19 protein-coding genes are annotated in these 21,703 nt (G+C 70.9%); 7 read left to right on the top strand and 12 right to left on the bottom strand.

Features of this window, described 5'->3' with window-relative positions:
• Window positions 1–13: 13 nt before the first annotated feature.
• Complete coding sequence (ispG, locus tag QNI14_RS01190; RefSeq protein WP_283714358.1) at window positions 14–1,165, bottom strand: flavodoxin-dependent (E)-4-hydroxy-3-methylbut-2-enyl-diphosphate synthase; 1,152 nt, start codon at window positions 1,163–1,165, stop codon at window positions 14–16.
• A 219-nt stretch (window positions 1,166–1,384) separates the two neighbouring features.
• Here ispG and QNI14_RS01185 point away from each other — a divergent pair, with 219 nt between their 5' ends.
• Entirely contained in the window at window positions 1,385–3,307 is a 1,923-nt protein-coding gene (locus tag QNI14_RS01185) for a chorismate-binding protein (RefSeq protein WP_283714357.1), read from the top strand.
• A gap of 13 nt (window positions 3,308–3,320) precedes the next feature.
• Here the strand turns inward: QNI14_RS01185 and QNI14_RS01180 are convergent, their stop codons facing one another.
• On the bottom strand, window positions 3,321–4,622 hold the full coding sequence (locus QNI14_RS01180; RefSeq protein ID WP_283714356.1) for a M50 family metallopeptidase: 1,302 nt from the start codon (window positions 4,620–4,622) through the stop codon (window positions 3,321–3,323).
• A gap of 63 nt (window positions 4,623–4,685) precedes the next feature.
• On the opposite strand from QNI14_RS01180, the gene QNI14_RS01175 reads away from it, so the two are divergent.
• The 3 genes from QNI14_RS01175 to QNI14_RS01165 all read left to right on the top strand — a co-directional run bounded on the left by QNI14_RS01175 (window position 4,686) and on the right by QNI14_RS01165 (window position 7,663).
• Window positions 4,686–5,261: a hypothetical protein gene (locus QNI14_RS01175; RefSeq protein ID WP_283714355.1), complete on the top strand. Its 576-nt coding sequence runs from the start codon at window positions 4,686–4,688 to the stop codon at window positions 5,259–5,261.
• Window positions 5,262–5,367: 106 nt separating this feature from the next.
• A complete protein-coding gene (locus QNI14_RS01170) occupies window positions 5,368–6,042 on the top strand; it encodes a DUF1775 domain-containing protein (RefSeq protein ID WP_283714354.1) in 675 nt (224 codons plus the stop codon).
• A 40-nt stretch (window positions 6,043–6,082) separates the two neighbouring features.
• Complete coding sequence (locus QNI14_RS01165) at window positions 6,083–7,663, top strand: Mur ligase family protein (protein WP_283714353.1); 1,581 nt, start codon at window positions 6,083–6,085, stop codon at window positions 7,661–7,663.
• A gap of 3 nt (window positions 7,664–7,666) precedes the next feature.
• On the opposite strand, the gene dxr is transcribed toward QNI14_RS01165, so the two are convergent.
• A complete protein-coding gene (gene dxr, locus QNI14_RS01160; protein WP_283714352.1) occupies window positions 7,667–8,749 on the bottom strand; it encodes a 1-deoxy-D-xylulose-5-phosphate reductoisomerase in 1,083 nt (360 codons plus the stop codon).
• 33 nt (window positions 8,750–8,782) lie between these two features.
• Window positions 8,783–9,733, bottom strand: coding sequence for an FKBP-type peptidyl-prolyl cis-trans isomerase (locus QNI14_RS01155; protein ID WP_283714351.1), 951 nt, complete (start codon window positions 9,731–9,733; stop codon window positions 8,783–8,785).
• A 122-nt stretch (window positions 9,734–9,855) separates the two neighbouring features.
• Between QNI14_RS01155 and QNI14_RS01150 the strand changes: the two genes are divergently transcribed.
• The gene (locus tag QNI14_RS01150; RefSeq protein WP_283714350.1) at window positions 9,856–10,647 is read left to right on the top strand and encodes a lysophospholipid acyltransferase family protein; all 792 of its coding nucleotides are present in this window, start codon (window positions 9,856–9,858) and stop codon (window positions 10,645–10,647) included.
• A gap of 12 nt (window positions 10,648–10,659) precedes the next feature.
• Here QNI14_RS01150 and QNI14_RS01145 read toward each other — a convergent pair whose 3' ends face one another.
• Window positions 10,660–11,136, bottom strand: a complete 477-nt coding sequence (locus tag QNI14_RS01145; protein WP_283714349.1) for an OsmC family protein — start codon at window positions 11,134–11,136, stop codon at window positions 10,660–10,662.
• A 40-nt stretch (window positions 11,137–11,176) separates the two neighbouring features.
• Here QNI14_RS01145 and QNI14_RS01140 point away from each other — a divergent pair, with 40 nt between their 5' ends.
• Entirely contained in the window at window positions 11,177–12,166 is a 990-nt protein-coding gene (locus QNI14_RS01140; RefSeq protein WP_283714348.1) for an asparaginase, read from the top strand.
• A gap of 10 nt (window positions 12,167–12,176) precedes the next feature.
• Here the strand turns inward: QNI14_RS01140 and QNI14_RS01135 are convergent, their stop codons facing one another.
• Together QNI14_RS01135 and QNI14_RS01130 are read right to left on the bottom strand one after the other, a co-directional pair.
• Window positions 12,177–14,915 carry an FtsK/SpoIIIE domain-containing protein gene (locus tag QNI14_RS01135; RefSeq protein ID WP_283714347.1) on the bottom strand — a complete coding sequence of 913 codons (2,739 nt, stop codon included), beginning with the start codon at window positions 14,913–14,915 and terminating at the stop codon, window positions 12,177–12,179.
• Between the two features lie 33 nt (window positions 14,916–14,948).
• Window positions 14,949–15,767 (bottom strand): PP2C family protein-serine/threonine phosphatase, encoded by an 819-nt coding sequence (locus QNI14_RS01130; protein ID WP_283714346.1) that lies wholly within the window; start codon window positions 15,765–15,767, stop codon window positions 14,949–14,951.
• A gap of 211 nt (window positions 15,768–15,978) precedes the next feature.
• Here QNI14_RS01130 and QNI14_RS01125 point away from each other — a divergent pair, with 211 nt between their 5' ends.
• Window positions 15,979–16,506: a DUF4870 domain-containing protein gene (locus tag QNI14_RS01125; RefSeq protein ID WP_283714345.1), complete on the top strand. Its 528-nt coding sequence runs from the start codon at window positions 15,979–15,981 to the stop codon at window positions 16,504–16,506.
• A gap of 65 nt (window positions 16,507–16,571) precedes the next feature.
• Here the strand turns inward: QNI14_RS01125 and QNI14_RS01120 are convergent, their stop codons facing one another.
• The 5 genes from QNI14_RS01120 to atpA form a co-directional block, all read right to left on the bottom strand.
• The gene (locus QNI14_RS01120) at window positions 16,572–17,321 is read right to left on the bottom strand and encodes a YaaA family protein (protein ID WP_283714344.1); all 750 of its coding nucleotides are present in this window, start codon (window positions 17,319–17,321) and stop codon (window positions 16,572–16,574) included.
• Window positions 17,322–17,382: 61 nt separating this feature from the next.
• Window positions 17,383–17,643 (bottom strand): F0F1 ATP synthase subunit epsilon, encoded by a 261-nt coding sequence (locus tag QNI14_RS01115; protein WP_283714343.1) that lies wholly within the window; start codon window positions 17,641–17,643, stop codon window positions 17,383–17,385.
• Between the two features lies 1 nt (window position 17,644).
• Window positions 17,645–19,093: a F0F1 ATP synthase subunit beta gene (atpD, locus tag QNI14_RS01110; protein WP_283714342.1), complete on the bottom strand. Its 1,449-nt coding sequence runs from the start codon at window positions 19,091–19,093 to the stop codon at window positions 17,645–17,647.
• A gap of 38 nt (window positions 19,094–19,131) precedes the next feature.
• Window positions 19,132–20,028 (bottom strand): F0F1 ATP synthase subunit gamma, encoded by an 897-nt coding sequence (locus QNI14_RS01105; protein WP_283714341.1) that lies wholly within the window; start codon window positions 20,026–20,028, stop codon window positions 19,132–19,134.
• A 24-nt stretch (window positions 20,029–20,052) separates the two neighbouring features.
• The gene (gene atpA / locus QNI14_RS01100; protein ID WP_283714340.1) at window positions 20,053–21,693 is read right to left on the bottom strand and encodes a F0F1 ATP synthase subunit alpha; all 1,641 of its coding nucleotides are present in this window, start codon (window positions 21,691–21,693) and stop codon (window positions 20,053–20,055) included.
• Window positions 21,694–21,703: the final 10 nt, after the last annotated feature.

Here is a 21,703-nt window from a genome sequence, read left to right as displayed (position 1 = left end):
GGCATCGCGCGGGTCAGGAAGTGACGACCTGCGCGGTGCCGACGGGCGCGTCGGGCCCCATTTCGTCGGCGATGCGGTTCGCCTCTTCGATGAGCGTCGCGACGATGTCCGCCTCGGGGACGGTCTTGATGACCTCGCCCTTCACGAAGATCTGGCCCTTGCCGTTGCCGGATGCCACGCCGAGGTCGGCCTCGCGCGCCTCGCCCGGCCCGTTGACGACGCAGCCCATGACGGCGACGCGCAGCGGCACGGTCATGTCCTTGAGGCCCTCGGTGACGTTGTCGGCGAGCGTGTAGACGTCGACCTGCGCGCGACCGCAGGAGGGGCACGAGACGATCTCGAGCTTGCGCTCGCGAAGGTTCAGCGACTGCAGGATCTGGTGACCGACCTTGACCTCTTCGGCCGGCGGCGCCGACAGCGAGACGCGGATCGTGTCACCGATGCCCTCGGAGAGCAGGATGCCGAATGCGGTCGCGGACTTGATCGTGCCCTGGAACGCCGGGCCGGCCTCGGTCACGCCGAGGTGCAGCGGCCAGTCGCCCCGCTCGGCGAGCATGCGGTAGGCCTTCACCATGACGACCGGGTCGTTGTGCTTGACCGAGATCTTGAAGTCGTGGAAGTCGTGCTCCTCGAACAGCGACGCCTCCCAAACCGCGCTCTCCACGAGCGCCTCGGCGGTCGCCTTGCCGTGCTTCTCGAGCAGACGCTTGTCGAGCGATCCCGCGTTCACACCGATGCGGAGCGAGACGCCGGCCGCCTTCGCCGCCGCGGCGATCTGCCCGACATTGCCGTCGAACTCGCGGATGTTGCCGGGGTTCACGCGGACGGCGCCGCAGCCAGCGTCGATCGCCGTGTAGATGTAGCGGGGTTGGAAGTGGATGTCGGCGATCACCGGGATCTGGCTCTTCGCCGCGATGATGTGCAACACATCGGCATCCGCCTGATGCGGCACTGCGACGCGGACGATCTCGCAACCGGATGCCGTGAGTTCGGCGATCTGCTGGAGCGTGGCGTTGATGTTCGTAGTGGGCGTCGTCGTCATCGACTGCACGGTGACGGGGGCGTCGCCGCCGACGAGCACCTTGCCGACCTTGATCTGACGGCTCTTGCGGCGGGGGGCGAGGACCTCCGGCACGCGGGGCATCCCGATGTTCACAGCTGGCACGCTCCCAGCCTAGGCCGCGCGGCTGAGGTCGGGCTGAACAGTCGGTGCCGTGCCTCTCCGCTCGCAGCGCTGTGGTAGTTTCGCCCCATGTCCGCGAACCGTTCCTGGTGGCGCTCCGCCTGAGGCGGACGCATCGCGCATCCCGACGACCGCCTGAGCTTCCAGCCCGGCGGTCTTTTCGTTGAGACGGCGACCGCCCCGAACGAAAGAACCTTCTCGATGTCCGGCTCCACCCCGTTCTCCCTCGCCGACCTCGCGGCCTCCGGTGTCCCCTTCGCACTCCTCGCCCGTGACGGCGAGACTGTCGAGGTCCTCACCGGCGACGTGGTCGACGTCCCGCTGCTCGCCGACATTCCGCTGACGGACGCCGACGGCACGCCCCGCGAGGTGCTGGCGCTGGTGCCGTTCCGCCAGGTCGTGGAGCGCGGGTTCGAGTGCCACGACGACGAGGCACCGTTGCGCTGCCTCGTCATCGATGAGCGGCGCGTGCTGCCGCTCGACACCGCAATGGCGCAGCTGCCCACCGAGCCGGTGCCACTCGGTGAGCCCGGGTTCGACATCGACGACGAGGCGTACGCCGATATCGTCCGACGGGTCATCGCCGAGGAGATCGGCCGCGGCGAGGGCGCGAACTTCGTCATCCGCCGCGACTACACCGCCGTCGTCGACACCGATCCGGTGACCGCCGGCCTCACCTGGTTCCGCGCCCTGCTCGAGCACGAGCGCGGCGCGTATTGGACGTTCCTCGTCTCGACGCCCGGCCACCTCGCCGTGGGCGCGAGCCCCGAGGCGCACGTGAGCGCGCAGCAGGATGCCGCCTCCCCCGCCGGCCACAGCACCGTGACGATGAACCCCATCTCGGGCACCTTCCGCCACCCCGCCGGCGGCGCGACGCCCGAAACCCTCGCCGAGTTCCTCTCCTCCACGAAGGAGACCGAGGAACTCTTCATGGTCGTCGACGAAGAGCTGAAGATGATGTCGGCGGTGTGCAGCGACGGCGGCCGCATCACGGGCCCGCATCTCAAGGAGATGTCGCGGCTCACACACACCGAGTACATGCTGCGCGGCACGAGCACGATGGACCCGCGCGACATCCTCCGCGAGACGATGTTCGCGCCGACGGTGACCGGCTCCCCCATGCAGAATGCGTGCACGGTGATCACCCGGCACGAGCGCGCGCCCCGCGGCTATTACTCCGGCGTCGCGGCGCTGTTCACGCCGCGCGCGACCGGCGGACACGACCTCGACGCGCCGATCCTCATCCGCACCGCGTACCTGGTGGACGGTCGCCTGCGCGTGCCGGTCGGCGCGACGCTCGTGCGCCACTCCGACCCGTACGGCGAGGTCGGCGAGACCCACGGCAAGGCCGCCGGTGTGCTCGGCGCGATCGGCGCCATCGAACGCGACCGTGCCGCCGAGGCCGTCGACGAGGACGCCCCCGCGGGCGCTCCGCGCCGCCTCGCGGACGACCCCGAGATCGCAGCGCTGCTCGAGTCACGGAACGCTCGCCTCGCGCCGTTCTGGCTCGACCCGCAAGCGTCGGCCGGCGGTCCCTTCGACGGCCACACCGCGCTCGTCGTCGACGCCGAGGACCGCTTCACCACGATGCTCGCCCACCAGCTGCGCCACCTCGGGTTCGACGTGACGATCGCGGACTGGAGCGATGCGACGGCCGAGCGCGTCGCCGCCGCCGACCTCGTGGTGTCGGGCCCCGGCCCCGGCGATCCGCGCGACGACGCCAGCCCGCGGATCACACGTATGCGCGAGGTCGTGTCCGCACGCCTCGATGCCGGTGCGCCCCTCCTCGCGGTGTGCCTCAGCCACCAGGTGCTCGCCGACCGCCTCGGCGTCGGACTCGCCCCGCTCGCGAGCCCGCACCAGGGGCTGCAGAAATCGGTGGACGTCTTCGGGACCGCGGCATCCATCGGCTTCTACAACACCTTCACCGCCCGGGTCGACCCAGGGACGACCGAGATCGGCGAGACCGAACTCGCAGTGGATGCCGCCACCGGCGACGTCTACGCGATGCGCGGCCCCGGGTATGCGTCGGTGCAGGGCCACCTCGAGTCGATCCTGTCCCGCGACGGGCTCGTCACCCTCGAGCGGCTCGTCACCCACGCCCTCGCACCGGTCGACGCCTGACACGCCGGCCGGGTCAGCCGAACAGCTGCACCGGGTTGACGATGTCGGCGAGGATCAGCGTCCCGCCCATGAGGATCAGCGCGATCACGACGACATAGGTCACCGGCACGAGCTTGGTCGCGTCCACGGGACGCGGCGCGCGACGCCGGAAGAGCTTCGCCCACGCACGCTTCAGGCCGTCCCACAGGGCGACGACGACGTGGCCACCGTCGAGCGGCAGCAGCGGGATGAGGTTGAAGACGAACAGCGCGATGTTCAGCGAGCCGAGGAGCGCGAGCATGCCGGAGATCCGGTTCGCGATCGGCTGGTCGGTCGCAGCGACCTCGCCTGCGAGGCGACCTGCGCCCACGACCGACAGCGGGCCGTTGGGGTCACGGCCGGCACCCGTGAAGGTGTCGACCGCCGTCTCGTAGACGCGAACGGGAAGCTGCCCCATGATCGCGACGACCTGCCCGACCTGCTCGAACGCGGCCTGCGGTCCCTCCCAGATCGGCGCCGGAACGTACGCGGTCTGCGCCGTCATGCCGACGAAGCCGACCTCCGCCACGGTGATGTCACCGTCTTCGCCCTGCACCTCGCGCTCGGCGAGCACCGGCGTCACCTGGAGCGTCTGCTCGGCGCCGTCCCGCCGCACGACGACGTCGACCTGCTCGCCCGGCGAGCGCTGGATGATCGCGGATGCCTCGGCGAACGTCGCCACCGCCGTGCCGTCGACCGAGACGATCTCGTCCCCCGGCAGGATGCCGCCCGCGGCCGCCGGGGACGCCTCGTCACCGGCCTCGCACGTGGTGCGGTCGGTGCCCGCAGGGAGGACGCATTCGTTCACGGTCGCGACCGTCGTCGTCGCGGTCTGAATGCCGATGCCCGAGAACATGATCGCGAAGAGCACGACCGCCAGCACGAGGTTCATGACCGGCCCACCGAGCATGATGATCACGCGCTTGTAGACCGGGAGTTGATAGAACGCCCGGCCTTCACCCGCGTCCGCGAGCGTCTCATCGTTCACGGCCCGCGCGTCCTGGATGAGCGTGTCGAACATCCGCGCACGGCGCGTCGGCTTCGACGTCGCCTCGGACGAAGGCGGGTACATCCCCGCCATCGAGATGTAGCCGCCGAGCGGCAGCGCCTTGAAGCCGTACTCCGTCTCGCCGAAGCGGCGCGACCACAGCGTCGGGCCGAACCCGATCATGTACTGCCCGACCCGCACGCCGAACGCCTTCGCCGGCGCCAGGTGGCCGATCTCATGGAGCGCGATCGAGACGGCGAGGCCGACGACCAGGACGAGGACGCCGATGACGAAAGCGAGGACGGTCACGAGCGGCCACGCTACTCCGCGCGGCTATGAAACCGCCGGTCGAGACGCCGGTAAACTCGACCCGTGGATCCCCGCCCCGCCGACACGCGCTCCGTGCGCGTCGTCCGCGCGGGCGCGGCGTCGATGGTGGCGACCCTCGTCGCGGCCGTCGCCCACACGTTCTCGGGCGGCGAGGCGCCGCCCGCATGGCTGATGCTCGCGGTCGCGACGCTCGCGTGGCCGATCGCGCTCGTCCTCGTCGGCCGCCGTCCGTCCCTCCTCCGCACGGCCGCCGCCGTCGCCGCCGCACAGGCGCTGCTCCACACCGCCTTCGCGATGGTCGGCACTCGGGCACCGGACGGCTTCACCGCGCACGTCCACCACGGCGCGCCGCTCGTCCTCGGACCCGGCGGTGCCATCGACGTCGATACGGCGATGGTCATCGGGCACGTCGCGGCGGCGGCCGTCACGACCGTGCTCCTGTGCCACGGCGAACGGATGCTGCGCGCCATCGGCCGTGGCATCCGATCGGCCCTGCCGGTCACCACGCACGCGGTGCTCGCGCCCGTCGCACTGCCCCGCCTCGCGAACGTCACGGCGGAGCCCACTCCGCTCCCGGCGCTCCGTTCCGGTCTCTCCCGCCGCGGCCCGCCGCGCTGAACGGGCCGCGTCCACGCGGCATCCGTTCCCTTTTTCACCGCCTGGCGGCGCCGTCGTACCCGCCGGCAGCGGCGCGTTGCCGCACATCCAGAGAGACCTGATCGACATGACCACCACCTCCTCGCGCCGCACGGCGCTCACCTTCACCGGCATCGCCCTCGGCGGCGCCCTCGCGATCGGCGTGCCGATGGCCGCGTCGGCGCACGTCCACGCGCACGCGGACGGGGCCGCCGCCGGTGCGACCAGCCGCGTCGAACTGTCGTTCTCACACGGCTGCGACGGATCGCCCACCACCGCACTCGTCATCGACGTCCCCGAAGGCGCCGACAACGTCACCCCCGTGCTCGACGGCGCATGGACCATCAGCCGCGAGGTCGGCGACGACGGCATCCCGACGCAGATCACCTACACGGCGGTGACGCCCGTCGACGACGCCGTGGCGGCCTCCGTCGCGCTCGACGTGCTGTTCGGAGCCGACACCGGCGGCACCGAGGTCGCGTTCCCCGTCACCCAGCTGTGCGAGACGGGCGAGACCGCCTGGGTCGAGCTTGCCGAAGAGGGGCAGGACCCGCACGACCTCGAGGCACCCGCGCCGACCGTCGCGGTGGCCGAAGCCGACGCGGCACCCGCCGACGAGCACGGCGAGCACGGCGACGGCGAGACGAGGGATGCCGCGGCCGAAACCACCTCGCCCGACGTCGCACCGTACTGGCTCGCCGGCGGTGCGCTCGTGCTGAGTGCCGCCGCGCTCGTCGTCTCGCTGCTGCGCCGCCGCGCCTGACCCGCGTCCGCCGGAGGGCGGGTGAGATGATGGGAGCACCATGGTTCCCGCTGCGTCTGCCCCGTTGCCGCCCGTCCTCCGGCCCTCGGACCCGCCGCGGCGCTCACTCGCCGAGCTGACGGCCGCGTTCGGCGCCGTGACCGCCGCCGACCTGCAGGGCATCGAGGTGCGGGGCATCACGCTCGCGACCGCCGACCTGCGCGCCGGCGAGCTCTTCGTCGCCGTCCAGGGCGCCAACCGGCACGGCGCAGAGGTCGCTCCCGACGCGATCACGAAGGGCGCGGTCGCGGTATTGACGGATGCCGCGGGCGCCGCGATCATCGGCGACACCGACGTTCCCGTGCTCGTCGTCCCCGACCCGCGCGCGATCCTCGGAGACGTCTCGGCGTGGGTGTACGGCACCGGCGGCGACGGCGACCTGCCGCCCCTGCTCGCCGTGACCGGCACGAACGGCAAGACGAGCGTCACCCACCTGATGCAAGGGATTCTGCACGGGCTCGGTGTCGTCACCGGCCTGTCATCCACGGCGGAGCGGCACATCGCCGGGCAGATCGTCCCGTCGCGTCTGACGACGCCCGAGGCATCCGAGATCCATGCCCTCCTCGGGCTCATGCGCGAACGCGCGGTCGAGGCGATCCTCGTCGAGGTGAGCGCCCAGGCGCTCACGAGACATCGCGTCGACGGCATCCGGTTCGACGTCGCGGGCTTCACGAACCTCACCCACGACCACCTCGACGACTACGGCGACATGGCGACGTACCTCGAGGCGAAGCTCGGCCTGTTCCAGCCCGAGCGTTCCCGACGGGCGGTCGTGTGCATCGACCAGCCCGAGGGCATCGAGGTCGCCCGACGCGCCGGCATCCCGGTGACGACGGTCCTGACACCCGAGATCGCGACCGATCCGGGCGTCGCCGCAGACTGGCGCGTCGACCTCGTGGCCGAGGTGCCCGACGGGGTGACCTTCACCCTCACCGGTCCCGCCGGCGCGCTGACGACGACGGTGCCGGTGATCGGTCCGCACATGGCCTCGAACGCGGCGCTCGCGATCGTCATGCTGCTCGAAGCCGGGTGGAGCTGGGACCGCCTGTCGTCGCTGCTGTCCGGCTCGCGGATCGACGCACACCTCCCCGGCCGCATCCAACGGCTGTCGGGCGACCGCGGACCCGCCCTCTACCTCGACTTCGGCCACTCCCCCGACGCGTTCGAGAAGACCCTCGCCGCGGTGCGCCGCGTGACGAGCGGGAAGGTCGTGATGGTCTGCGGCGCGAACGGCGATCGCGACACGACGAAGCGCGCCGACATGGGACGCACCGCCGCCGTCGGCAGCGACGTCGTGGTGTTCACCGACCAGCATCCGCGTTCAGAAGACCCTGCCACCATCCGTGCCGCGCTCGTAGCAGGGGCGCTCGCGGCACGTCCCGACGCCGTCATCCACGAGGTCACCCCGCCCGAGGATGCGATCGCGTTCGCGGTGCAGGTGACCGACGAGGGCGACGCCATTCTGTGGGCCGGTCCCGGTCACCAGCACTACCGCGAGATCGCCGGCGTACGCACCCCGTTCGACGCCGAGGACGTCGCGCGGAACGCGCTGCGTGCCGGCGGGTGGCCCGTCGCGGACTGACGGTCAGGACGCGGCGATCAGGCGGTCGGCTTCGGCGCGCGCCCAGCGCTCGGCCTCGGCGAGCGACTCGCGGGTGAGCTCGCCGGGGGCCGCGTGCGCGTCGACGACGCGCGCGACCGTCTCGACGATGCCGAGGAACGGGAGCGCGCCCTCGTGGAACGCGTCGACGGCCTGCTCGTTCGCGGCATTGAACACCGCGGGATAGGTTCCCCCGGCGCGGCCGACCTGCTTCGCGAGCTCGACGCTCGGGAACGCGTCCGCGTCGAGCGGCTCGAACGTCCACGACGAGGCGGTCGCCCAGTCGAGCGGCGCGCCGACGCCTGCGACCCGGCGCGGCCAGTCGAGTGCGAGTGAGATCGGCAACCGCATGTCAGGCGGCGATGCCTGCGCGATGGTCGACCCGTCGATGAACTCCACCATCGAGTGGACGATGGACTGCGGGTGGACGGTGACCTCGATGCGCTCGTACGGGACATCGAAGAGCAGATGCGCCTCGATGACCTCGAGGCCTTTGTTCACGAGGGTCGCGGAGTTGGTCGTGACGACGCGTCCCATGTCCCAGGTGGGGTGCGCGAGCGCCTGCGCCGGGGTGACATCGACGAGTTCTGCCCGACTGCGGCCGCGGAACGGCCCACCCGACGCGGTGAGAACCAGGCGGTCGACCTCGTCGGGTGCGCCGGCACGGAGCGCCTGCGCGAGCGCCGAGTGCTCGGAGTCGACCGGCACGATCTGGCCGGGCGCGGCGAGCGCGGTCACGAGGTCGCCGCCGACGATGAGGGACTCCTTGTTCGCGAGCGCGAGCGTGCGCCCCGTCTCAAGCGCAGCCAGCGTCGGCCCCAAACCGACCGACCCGGTGATGCCGTTGACCACGACGTCGGCGTCGACCGCGCGCACGAGCCGCTCGGCGTCGTCCGCGCCGAGGGCGGTCTCAGTCACGCCGAAGGCCGCCGCCTGCGCGGCGAGCCCGTCCCGGTCACGGCCGGCGGCGAGGCCGACGACCTCGAAGCGATCACGGTTCGCCGCGATGACGTCGAGCGCCTGCGTCCCGATGGAGCCGGTGGAGCCGAGGATGAGGACGCGCCGCATCCCGTCAGCCTATCGGCGGGGCCGCGAGGACCGTCACTGGGTGGCGGGCGCCGTCTGACCGCCGAGGATGTCGACGACGAACACGATCGTGTCGCCCTTCAGGTCTTCCTCGTTGATCTCGCCCTCACCGTAGCCGTCGGCGGGTGGGATCACCACGAGCACCTGCGAGCCGACCTTCTGGCCCTCGAGGGCCTTCTGGAATCCGGGCACGTACTGCGTGGTCGGGTAGGCGATCGGCGCCCCGTCCTCCCACGTCGTGTCGAAGGTCTCGCCGTTCGACCAGCGGACGCCGGTGTACTGGATGAGCGCGTAGTCGCCCTTCTGGATCTCGTAGCCGTCGCCCTGCTTGAGGACGGAGACCTCGGTCTCGGTGGGGGCGTCGCCCTCGGGGATGGTGATGCTCGGGGCGCCGTCGTCGGCGAGGGTCACCTCAGGTGCGCCCTCGACGGGCTCCTGCTCCTCGCCCCACGCCGCGGTCGGGACTGTGCCGAGCAGGTCGAGGACGTAGACCTCTGACGTGGCCGTCTCGCTCGCCGGGAAGACCGCGACGACGCGCTTGCCGACGTTGCCGCAGCCGAAGACCTGGCCCTGGATCGTCTCGGGCGACAGCTGCGAGGGCAGCAGTTCACCGGGCTTGTAACCGACGCTCGCGAGCTGCTCGCCGGTGTCGCCGCTGTACGCGGTCATCGCGTAGCTGATGAACTGGCCCGCCTCGACGGCCTCGCCGTCACCCTCGTCGACGACCGACACCTCGAGGGCGGTCGGGTCGATCGGGGTCTCGAACGTCGCCTCGGAGGCACTGCCGATCTCGCCGTCGACGGTGACCGAGTCGGATGCCGCACCGGATGCCGCGGCCGCGTCGCACAGGTTCGCCGGCGTGGTGCTCGACGGCTCGGGCGCCGCGGTGTCTCCCGACGCGCAACCTGCGAGCAGAAGTGCGGAGACGGCGGCGGCGGACAGGGCGGCGATGGGGCGCAGGCGCACGGAAGACCTCTCGACGGGTATGGGGGAACCGTCCCATCCTGCCCCATCTTCTTTTGACCCCGGTGTGAGTGCCGCGCTCCACGATTCCGGGGTGCGCATGCATTTGGCAGTACCCTCGTCTGGTGACCGACGCGACTCAGCCCGAAGAGCCTTCCGCCGACGCACCCGCCCCGTCCACCGACGACGAGCTGGCGCGCGCCGGTGTGCTCTACTACGTCGTGCGCTGGGGGCTGGGACCGCTTGCCCGACTCATCTACCGGCCTCGCATCGAGGGCAGCCGGAACATCCCCCGCTCGGGGCCGATCATCCTGGCGAGCAACCACCTGAGCTTCATCGACTCGTTCCTGCTGCCGCAGTTCGCGCCGCGGCCGGTGTATTTCCTCGCGAAGTCGAACTACTTCGAGGGCTCGGGCGTGAAGGGCTGGTTCAGCAACCGGTTCTTCCGCGCGCTCGGCGCCACTCCGGTGCGCCGAGGTGCCGGGCAGGCGGCGCTCGATGCGCTCGACCAGCAGCGGAAGATCCTCGAGGCCGGCCGCGCGATCGCGCTGTACCCCGAGGGGACCCGGTCGCTCGACGGCCGCCTGTACAAGGGCCGCACCGGTGTCGCGTTCCTGGCCCTCGAAACCGGCGCGAAGGTGGTGCCGGTGGGCATCGTGGGCACCAACGAGGCGATGCCGGTCGGCGCGAGCTGGCCGAAGCTCTCCCCACGGGTCACGCTGCGCTACGGCGAGCCGATCGACCTGGCGCACCACGGCCCCGCCTCATCCGGACGGGCGCGCCGGGCGGCGACCGACGAGATCATGTCGGCGATCCACGCCCTGTCGGGGCAAGAGCTCGCGAACGCCTACAACGAGTCGCCGGCGCAGAACCCGGTCGAGCGCCTCAAGCAGGTGCTCCCGCACGAGCGGCGCTGACCGAGGCCCGATTCACTGCAGGGCGGCGACGATCGTCGCCTCGTGGCGAACCGGGAAGTTCACCGAGTTCGCGATGAAGCACCAGGCGTTCGCCTGCGCGTGCGCGGCCTCGGCCGCCTCGATCATCGAGGCATCCGCCACCGTCACCCGGGGTCGGAGCACGACCTCACGGAACGCGCCGCCGCCGTTGCCGTCGAGCACCATGGTGCCGGTCGCGTCGTCCTCGTACGCGGTGACGACGACCCCGACGGTCACGCAGGCGTGCAGGTACGACAGCAGGTGGCACTCCGAGAGGGCCGCGAGCAGCAGGTCTTCGGGGTTCCAACGCTCCGGATCGCCGCGGAAGGGTCGATCGGCGGATGCCGCGAGGTCGGGCTTGCCGGCCACCTGCAGCGTCACCGCACGGTCGTAGTCGCGGTACCCGCTCGTGCCGGTGCCGCGGTTGCCGGTCCAGGTGCTCGTCAGGCGGTAGTGGTGTTCGCCGTTCACGGCGCCAGTCTGCCACGCGGCCGCTCGGTAGGCTGGTGCGGTGCCTGAAACGTTCTCCGTGACCGATGCCGTCGAACTCGCCGTCGTCGAGCGGAGCGGCTTCGTCGAGTCCCGCCACAGCGGGTCGGCGATCGTGCTCGACCGGGACGGCGCCGTCGTCACCTCGCTCGGCGCGGTCGACGAGCCGATCCTCCCCCGCTCCACCCTGAAGCCGCTGCAGGCGCTGGCGAGCGTGACGGCGGGCGCGACGCTCGAGGGCGCGCACCTCGCGGTGTCGACGGCGAGTCACACGGGCACCGACCGCCACGTCGCCCTCGTGACCGACATCCTCTCCGCCGCCGGTGCGGTGGAGGACGACCTGCAGTGCCCGCCGTCGTGGCCGGGTGACGCGGCGACGCGCGACGACCTCACCCGCGAGCTGATCGGGCCGCAACGGGTCCGGATGAACTGCTCGGGCAAGCACGCCGCGATGCTCCTCGCCTGCTCCGCGAGCGGCTGGGAGCGGGACACCTACCTCGACCTGCAGCATCCGCTGCAGGTGCACACGCGCGAGGTGATCGAGCGCCTCACCGGCACGAAGATCACCGCGACCGCGATCGACGGCTGCGGTGCCCCGGTGTACGGCATGAGCCTGCACGCCCTTGCCCGTGCGGTGCACCGCATCGGCGCCTCGTCGGAGCGGTCGCCCTTCGCGCTCCATCGCTCGGCGGGCGCGCTTGTTCGCGCGGTGCGCGAGCACCCGTGGGTCGTGCAGGGTCCGGGGGAGCCCGACTCGATCGTGACCGAACGGCTCGGCGTGTTCGCGAAGCACGGCGCCGAGGGCGTCATGACGATGATCGCCCCCGACGGCACGACCGTCGCACTGAAGATGCTCGACGGTAGCAGCCGCGCCTCCGCCGTGACCGCCCTCACCCTCCTCGTCCGCGCCGGTGCACTCTCGGGCGCCGACGTCGCCCGCACCCTCGGCGACCTCCCTCTCACCGTGTCCGGCGGCGGACGCGACGTCGGGGTCATCCGCCCGACGGTCTGACCCGCACCCCTCAGGACGGATCGAGCCGAACGCGCCGTACCGGCCGATCGGGTGCGTGCACCCACGCGCGCCCCTGGCCGGGGTGTGCGAACGGAGGGAGATCGCGGAGCCCTGTGAGCGCGCGGTACTCCCCCGCACATGACGCGTCGACCACGAGATCCGCGTCGGCGCGAGCATCGGCGAGCAGCCGCCACTGCGCGAGCCAGGCGTCCGGCGCGCCGATCGCCACGGCGCCGCGGCGCAGCCGGGTCCCGCCCTCCACGGACTGCACCTCGATGCCCATCCGTTCCCACGCTGCGACGAGTCGACGCGTGGGCGGCCCTGCGGGGGCCACGACAGCGGCGGGGCGACGGCCGGGGTGCCACGGTGGCGCCGTCTCGACGCCCACTTCGACGAGCAGGGGCTCCGAGGTGAGCGCGACCTGCAGGAGGGTGCGCCCGATGCGACCGCGCCCGGCTGGCAGATCCGGCGCGTGGTCGTCGAGGTGACCGCCGGCCGCGACGTGATCGGTGCGGGACGGCAGCGCGAGCACCACCCGCCGAGGCATCAGCTCCACGAGTCGCGCGACGCCCCCGCTCATCCGCTGCGTCGTCACCACGAGACGGATGCCGCGGGCACGGGCCCCGCGAAGGGCTCCCTCGAGCCGCTCGAGGGCTCCGGCCGCGTACTCCGCGGGGAGCCCGGCCAACACCGCGTCGAGGTCGTCGACGGCGACGACCGCGCCGCGCGGCACCTCGTCCAGCCGCGCGAGCGCATCCCATGCGGCTTCCGCGTCGACGCCGACGTGCACCGTCGGCGCCTGCGCTGCGATCGCCGCCACGAGCGAGCTGCGACCGCTGCCCGAGCCGCCGATGACGGCGAGGCCGACGTCGCCTTCGTCCCACACCACGGGCTCCTGGCGCTGCCGCTCGGGCTCGTCCTCGAGCCCGAGCACCACCGCACCCGGCCGGCGCACCGCGTCGAGGGGCACCACCGTCGGCAGCGCGGGGAGCCACGGCCGGCGCGCGGGCGCGCCGGCCGTGTGCGCGACGACCCGTTCGAGGGAGTCCCGGTCGCAGCGCGCGACGCGCGCGGCGACCGGGGCGGCGTCGCCGGCGCGGCGGACGAGCGCGAGTCCGCGCGCGTCCGCGCGCCCCGGTAGGCGGGCCGCGTCGTCGACGCCGAGGACGGCGCGCGAGTCGGCGGCATCCGTCACCCGGAGGGAGATGCGAAGGGGCGCGTTGGCGAGGACGGCGTCGCGGAAGACGCCGGTCGCGCGTTGGGTCGCGAGGATGAGGTGGATGCCGAGGGCGCGACCGCGCGCCGCCAGGTCGCCGAACAGGTCGTGGAGCTCGGGGTGCGCGACGACGAGCGCGGCGTACTCGTCGACGACGATGACGAGGCGCCCGAGCGCCGGAGCCTCGGCGATGTCCCTCGAACCGGCGTCGGCGAGCTGCTGCTCACGGTGGCGTACCTCGGCGCGGAGGCTCCGGATCGCGCGGATCGCGGTCGTCTCGTCGAGGTCGGTCAGGACCCCGGTGACATGCGGCAGCGCCGTGAGGTGGTCGAAGGTCCGCCCGCCCTTGAAGTCGACGAGGAGGAACGCGAGCTCGCTCGGCGTGTGCGCGGCGCAGAGCGCGACCACCCACGACGTGAGCAGCTCGCTCTTCCCGGCGCCGGTGACACCGGTGACGATCGCGTGGGGCCCGTCGCCCACGAGATCGACGAGGAGCGGCTGCGACGACGACGATGCGAACGCCGCGACGGCGGCATCCGGCGAGGCGATCGGTTGCGCTGCGACGAGATCGTCGAAGGCCACCGTTTCGTGCGCGCTGCGACCGAGTGCGCGCGTGGCGCGGTCGGCGAGGTGCGCCGCGACGGCGGCGGCGTGCGCCGTCGAGATCGGTTCGACGGCGACGTCGATCGTGCTCCCTTCCAGGTCCAGGCGTGCCGTCGCGGGCCCCGTGAGGCGGAGCACCGCGCCGCATCGCGGTGGGGCGGGTGCACCCTCGGGGACGACGATGATCGGCACGTCGACGTCGGCGCCGACGAGCCCGCCGGTCTCGCGCAGCTGCAGGAGGAGTCCGATGGCCGCGTCGCGGTGCGGCATCCCCGTCGTCCATCCGGGCCCGTCCTCGACGAGACGGAGCCGCCCCGGCGGGAGCGACAGGCACACCTGGAGGGCGAGCCCCCGCGCGACAGCCGCAGCAAGCACGGGCGGACCGATCACCGCGATTCCCGTCGTCAGGGGCACGAGGACGGGCGCCTCGGTCAGCTGTGCAGCACCGCGTCGCACCTCGTCGGCGTCGCCGTCACCCTCACCCCCGGTCACACGGAGCTCGCTCTCCCCCGCGCCGGCACCGACGACGAGGACGCCGTCGCGGGCCGCCACCGTCCGCCACACCGCGTCGGGCTGCTCGAGGAAGTGTGCGACGTCGGGATGCCGCGTCCACCGCTCCGCGCGCTCCGCGTCATGCCGGCGGTCGACCTCCGCACGGGCCGCTACGAGCGCTATCCGTGACTGCGCCACGTGCCGCCGTCTGCTCCGGCGGGATCCGCGGGCGGCGTCGGCGACGGATGCCACCGCGATCAGCGGCCCGAGGAGTGCGAACCACAGGGCGAACGGCGACCCGGTCACCGCCCAGAGCACAAGGGCGCCCGCGACCGGGACGCTCGCCGCGAGGATCGGAATCGGCGGTCGCTGCGGGCTCTCGGGGCCGCGCGGCAGTGAGATCGGTTCGCCGCGGAGGAGTGGGGTCGAGGTGGTCACCACTCCACCGTGGGCCGCGGCGCGGGGCTCCGGTCAGTCGACCGCGCGGGTTGTGGAGATCACCGCGGTATCGGTGTCCGGGGAGGAACCCGTGCGCGTCACGTTGACGACGATGATCGTCACATTGTCGCGGCCGCCGTTCTCGAGCGCCGCCTCGAGCATGGCATCGACCGCCTCGGTGGGGTCGTCGTGCTGCAGCAGGAAGTGCAGGATGCCGTAGTCGGTGAGCTCCTTCGTCAGCCCGTCGCTGCAGACGACGAACCGGTCGCCGTCGAGCACCTCGAGTCGCACGTAGTCGGGCACGACGCCGTCGCTCGGGCCGACGGCGCGGGTGATCACATTGCCGTAGGGGTGGTTCTCGGCCTCTTCGGGCGTCAAGCGGCCCGCAGAGATGAGTTCCTGGACGACGGAGTGGTCGGTGGTGACCTGTGCGAGCGCACCGTCGCGGAAGAGGTACACACGCGAGTCGCCGATGTTGAGTGTGACCCAGGTGGGTTCGTCGCCCGACAGGTCGAGATACACGCCGGTGACCGTCGTGCCGGTCCCGTCGTCGGTCGTCTCGGTGTGCGAGGCGATGTCGGAGACGGCCTGCTCGAGCGCGCGCTCGATCGATTCCGGCGAGATGTCGCCGTCACCGACGGCGGCCGAGAGCCGTTCGATCGCACGCGAACTGGCGATCTCCCCGCCGATGTGGCCACCCATGCCGTCGGCGACGACGAACAGCGGGAATGCCGACAGGACGGCATCCTGGTTGTTCTCGCGGCGACGGCCGCGATGGGTCACATCGGACCATCGCAACTCGATCGTCCCGGTCGCGAGGGAGACGACACGGGACTCGGTGGCTTCGGGCACGCCTTCACCCTTCCGTGATCGTGCAGCGTCCTCACACTCTAGTGGACACGCTCCCGCGGAACGCCGCGCCGCGTCGACCATTGCCCACGCGGGCACGGCGGCGCTACGGTGACGCTGTGACGACGCATGTGCGTCGCCACCCACGCGAGCGCGTCGAACCGCAGACCGTGACGACGACCGGCCACGACGCACAAGAGAAGGGCACGAGCACATGACCGACCCGAACACGCCGCCGCCGCAGGGCGAGCCGACACCGCCTCCGGCTGCCCCCACTCCCCCGCCGGCGGGACACACGCCGCCTCCCGGGTACGCCGCCCCGCCCGCGGGGTATCAGGCGCCGCCCGCGGGGTATCAGGCACCGCCGCCCGGGTACGCACCCGCCGCGGCACCGCTTCCGCCCGACCAGGACAAGCAGTGGGCGATGTGGGCGCACATCGGCGGCGTGCTCTTCCTGCTGCCGTCCCTCATCATCTGGCTCGTGTTCAAGGACCGCGGACCCCGCACCAACGTCGAGGGCAAAGAGGCGCTGAACTGGCAGATCACCTTCACGATCGTGTACGTCGGCGCAGCGATCGTCCTCTCGATCCTGTCGTTCGTGCTCTGGTTCCTCGGCTTCCTCACCGGACTCGTGCTCTTCGCGATCTGGGTGCTCAACGTGGTCTTCTCGATCCAGGGCGGCATGAAGGTGAACGCGGGCGGCAGCTACCGGTACCCGTTCAACTTCCGCTTCATCAAGTGACGCGCACCGCGCACTGAACGCACGGAGGGTCGGATGCCGTTCGCATCCGACCCTCCGTCGTCGCATCAGACGACGAGGTCGACGATCCCGTCGCCCGCATCCCGGATCGTCCAACCGTGGGTACCGCCCCACGCGATGAGCTCCGCGAGCGACGAGACGTCCGGACGCGACTGCGCGAACGCGCGCACGAGGTCGCCCTTCGCGTGCTTGTTGAAGTGATTGAGCGCCCGCACCACGCCGTCACCGGCGTCCGTCACGACCCGCACGTACGCTTGCGCCACGCCGGCGGGCACCGGCCCCAGCGCGACGTACGCCTCCGAGCGGAGGTCGAGCACGAACGACGGCTCGGATGCCGCGATCGCCGCGCCCGCGGCATCCGCCCACAACCGCCGCAGCGGCGGCAGTCCGGGCACCGACGTGCCAGCCGCGAGCCGATAGGCCGGGATCAGATCGAGCGCGCCGACGGGGCCGAACGGCGCCGACTGGATCGCGACGTGGGCACCGAGCCACTCGCGCGCATCGGCATCGAGCGAGGCGGCGTCGAGCGCGTCGAAGAGCACGCCGGTGTACCGATCGACCGCAGGCATGGTCGGGGATCTCCGCAGCGCTGCGTTCGCGGCGATGTCGCCGCGTTGCCGCTCCGACAACTTGAGGACGCGTGCCGCGGTGTCTGCGTCGGCGCTCAGCTCGAGGAGTGCGCGCACCACCTGCGCGCGCACCCGCCGCAGCGACGGGAACGAGGGCGACGTCTTGGGCCACGGCGCACCGTCGCCGCCGGGACGCTTCGTCTCGGACGGTGGGAGGAGGATCAGCATGCGCGCTCCGGGAACAGCGCAGCGCCGCCCGGGAGAACCGGACGGCGCTGCGACAGAGATGTCAGGACTGGAGGGCTGCGTTCCCCGCCACGATGGTGAGCTCGTCGCCCTCCATCGAGAGGAAGCCGTCCTCAGCAGTGGCGATGACCTTCGAGCCGTCGGCCTGCGTGATGCGGACCTGGCCCTCCGCGAGGATCGCGAGGACGGGCTCGTGACCGGCCATGAAGCCGATCTCGCCCTCGACCGTCTTGGCCACGACGAGGGAGGCCTCGCCGTGCCAGACTTCCGCCTCGGCGGAGACGAGGGTGACGGTCAGCGCCATGTCAGCTGTTCTCCTTCTGGATCTGCGCCCACTTCTCTTCGACGTCGGAGATGCCACCGACGTTGAAGAACGCCTGCTCGGCGACGTGGTCGAAGTCACCCTTGACGATCGCGTCGAACGACTCGATGGTCTCCTTGATCGGGACCGTGGAGCCCTCGACACCGGTGAACTTCTTCGCCATGTAGGTGTTCTGCGAGAGGAACTGCTGGATGCGGCGTGCACGCGACACGACGATCTTGTCCTCTTCGGAGAGCTCGTCGACACCGAGGATCGCGATGATCTCCTGCAGTTCCTTGTTCTTCTGGAGGATCTGCTTGACAGCGGTCGCGACACGGTAGTGGTCGTCACCGATGTACCGCGGGTCGAGGATGCGGCTCGTCGAGGTGAGCGGGTCGATGGCCGGGTACAGACCCTTCGACGCGATCTCACGCGAAAGCTCGGTGGTGGCGTCGAGGTGCGCGAACGTGGTCGCCGGTGCCGGGTCGGTGTAGTCGTCGGCGGGGACGTAGATCGCCTGGAGCGAGGTGATCGAGTGACCACGCGTCGAGGTGATGCGCTCCTGGAGCACGCCCATCTCGTCGGCGAGGTTCGGCTGGTAACCGACGGCGGAGGGCATACGGCCCAGCAGCGTCGAGACCTCGGAACCGGCCTGCGTGAAGCGGAAGATGTTGTCGATGAACAGGAGGACGTCCTGCTTCTGCACGTCGCGGAAGTACTCCGCCATCGTCAGGGCCGACAGCGCGACGCGAAGACGCGTCCCCGGCGGCTCGTCCATCTGACCGAAGACGAGGGCGGTCTTGTCGAAGACACCCGCCTCTTCCATCTCGCCGATGAGGTCGTTGCCCTCACGGGTGCGCTCGCCGACACCGGCGAAAACCGACACACCGCCGTGGTCCTGCGCGACGCGCTGGATCATCTCCTGGATGAGGACGGTCTTGCCGACACCGGCACCACCGAACAGACCGATCTTTCCACCCTGCACGTACGGGGTGAGGAGGTCGATCGACTTGATGCCGGTCTCGAACATCTCGGTCTTCGACTCGAGCTGGTCGAAGTTCGGCGCGGAGCGGTGGATGCCCCAGCGCTCGGTGACCTCGATCGTCTCGCCCTCGGCGGCGTTGAGCACGTCGCCGGTCACGTTGAAGACCTTGCCCTTCGTGACGTCGCCGACGGGCACCGTGATGGGGCCGCCGGTGTCGCGCACTTCCTGGCCGCGGACCATGCCGTCGGTCGGCTTCAGGGAGATGGCGCGGACGAGGTCGTCACCGAGGTGCTGGGCGACCTCGAGGGTGATCTCGGTCGACTCGCCGGCGATCGTGATCGTCGTCTTCAGCGCGTTGTAGATCTCGGGGATCGAGTCGTGCGGGAACTCGATGTCGACGACCGGCCCGGTGACGCGCGCGACGCGGCCGACGACGGGGGTTTCCGTCTTCTCAGCTGTGAGGCTCATGGCTTCTCTTCTTTCGTGTGGTCTGGAGACAGATCGGCTTACTTGCCGGACGCCAGTGCGTCGGCGCCGCCGACGATCTCGGCGATCTGCTGCGTGATCTCAGCCTGACGCGCGTTGTTGCGCAGGCGGGTGTAGTCGGTGATGAGCTTGTCGGCGTTGTCGCTCGCCGACTTCATCGCCTTCTGCGTGGCGGCCTGCTTCGCGGCGGACGACTGCAGGAGCGCGTTGAACACGCGGCTCTGCACGTACACCGGGAGCAGTGCGTCGAGCACCGTCTCCGCGTCCGGCTCGAACTCGTAGAGCGGGTAGATCTGGCTGGATGCCTCGTCCTCCGCCTCGACGACCTCGAGCGGCAGCAGACGGACCGTCTCCGGCGTCTGCGTCATCATGCTGACGAAGCGGTTGTACACGAGGTGGATCTCGTCCACGCCCGCCTCGGCACCGCCGAGCTCGTACGCCTCGATCAGCGCGGCCGCGATCTCTTCCGCCGTCGAGAACTGCGGGGTGTCGGTGTCACCGATCCACTCGGCAGCCGTGGCGATGCGACGGAACTGGAAGAAACCGACGGGCTTGCGACCGACGAGGTAGTACACCGGCTCGCGACCCTCGGAGCGCAGCAGCTCACCGAGCTGCAGCGCCTCGCGGATCACCTGCGAGTTGAACGCGCCGGCGAGACCGCGGTCCGAACCGAACACGACGACCGCCGAACGGCGGATCTCGTCGCGCTCGGTCGTCAGCGGGTGCTGCACGTTCGAGTGCGTCGCCACGGCGGAGACAGCCCGCGTCACGGCCCGCGCGAAGGGGTTGGACGCGCGGACGCGCGCCATCGCCTTCTGGATGCGCGAGGCCGCGATGAGTTCCATCGCCTTCGTGATCTTCTTGGTCGTCTGAGCAGAAGAGATCTTCTGCTTGTACTCCCGGAGTTGTGCGCCCATAGGTGTGTGAGTCTCCCGTCGGCGTCAGCCGCGGCGGCCCTTGACGATCTTCTCCTGGTTCACGTCGTCGACGTCCGCAGCAGCGACCTCTTCGTGACCGGGCTTGTTGATGGCCTGGCCCTTCCCGCCCTGGAACTCGAGCACGAAGGCGTCGGTCGCCTTGTCGAGCTCGGCGAGCGTCGCGTCGTCCAGGACGTTCGTCTCGCGCAGGGTGTCGAGGATCGACGAGTTGCGCTTCAGGTGGTCGAGCAGCTCGCGCTCGAACCGCAGCACATCCTCCACCGCGATGGTGTCGAGCTTGCCGTTGGTACCTGCCCAGATCGAGACGACCTGCTCCTCGACGGGGTACGGCGAGTACTGCGGCTGCTTGAGCAGCTCGGTCAGACGTGCACCACGCTCGAGCTGGCGACGCGACGCGGCATCCAGGTCGGAGGCGAACATCGCGAACGCCTCGAGCGAGCGGTACTGGGCGAGCTCGAGCTTGAGCGTGCCGGACACCTTCTTGATCGACTTGACCTGAGCGTCACCACCGACTCGCGAGACCGAGATACCCACGTCGACCGCAGGACGCTGGTTGGCGTTGAAGAGGTCGGACTGGAGGAAGATCTGGCCGTCGGTGATCGAGATCACGTTGGTCGGGATGTACGCCGAGACGTCGTTGGCCTTGGTCTCGATGATGGGCAGACCCGTCATCGAACCGGCGCCGAGCTCGTCGGACAGCTTCGCGCAACGCTCGAGCAGACGCGAGTGCAGGTAGAAGACGTCACCGGGGTACGCCTCGCGGCCCGGCGGGCGGCGCAGGAGCAGCGACACGGCACGGTAGGCCTCGGCCTGCTTCGACAGGTCGTCGAAGATGATCAGGACGTGCTTGCCCTCGTACATCCACTGCTGACCGATGGCCGAGCCGGTGTAGGGGGCGAGGTACTTGAAGCCAGCGGGGTCGGATGCCGGAGCCGCGACGATCGTCGTGTAGTCCATGGCACCGGCGTCCTCGAGCGCGCCCTTCACCGAAGCGATGGTCGAGCCCTTCTGGCCGATCGCGACGTAGATGCAGCGGACCTGCTTGGTGACGTCGCCCGACTCCCAGTTGGCCTTCTGGTTGATGATCGTGTCGATCGCGATGGCTGTCTTGCCGGTCTGGCGGTCGCCGATGATGAGCTGACGCTGGCCGCGGCCGACGGGGATCATCGCGTCGATGGCCTTGATGCCGGTCTGCATCGGCTCGTGCACCGACTTGCGCTGCATGACGCCGGGAGCCTGGAGTTCGAGCGCACGACGTCCGGTCGTGGCGATCTCGCCGAGGCCGTCGATCGGGTTGCCGAGCGGGTCGACGACGCGGCCGAGGTAGCCCTCGCCGACACCGACCGAGAGGACCTCGCCGGTGCGGGTGACCTTCTGACCGGCCTCGATGCCGGCGAAGTCGCCGAGGATGACGACACCGATCTCGTGCTCGTCGAGGTTCTGCGCGAGGCCCTCGACACCGTTCTCGAAGCGGACGAGCTCGTTCGCCATGACGCCGGGGAGACCCTCGACGTGGGCGATGCCGTCTGCAGCGTCGACGACCGTGCCGACCTCGGTCGCCGCTGCGCCGGTGGGCTCGTACGCGGCGACGAAGTCTTTCAGCGCGTCCCGGATGACATCGGGGCTGATGGACAGTTCTGCCATGGTCTTCCTT

Source organism: Microbacterium dauci (assembly GCF_030065535.1).
Taxonomy (GTDB): Bacteria; Actinomycetota; Actinomycetes; order Actinomycetales; family Microbacteriaceae; genus Microbacterium; species Microbacterium dauci.
This window is presented reverse-complemented; position numbering and strand designations above follow the sequence as displayed.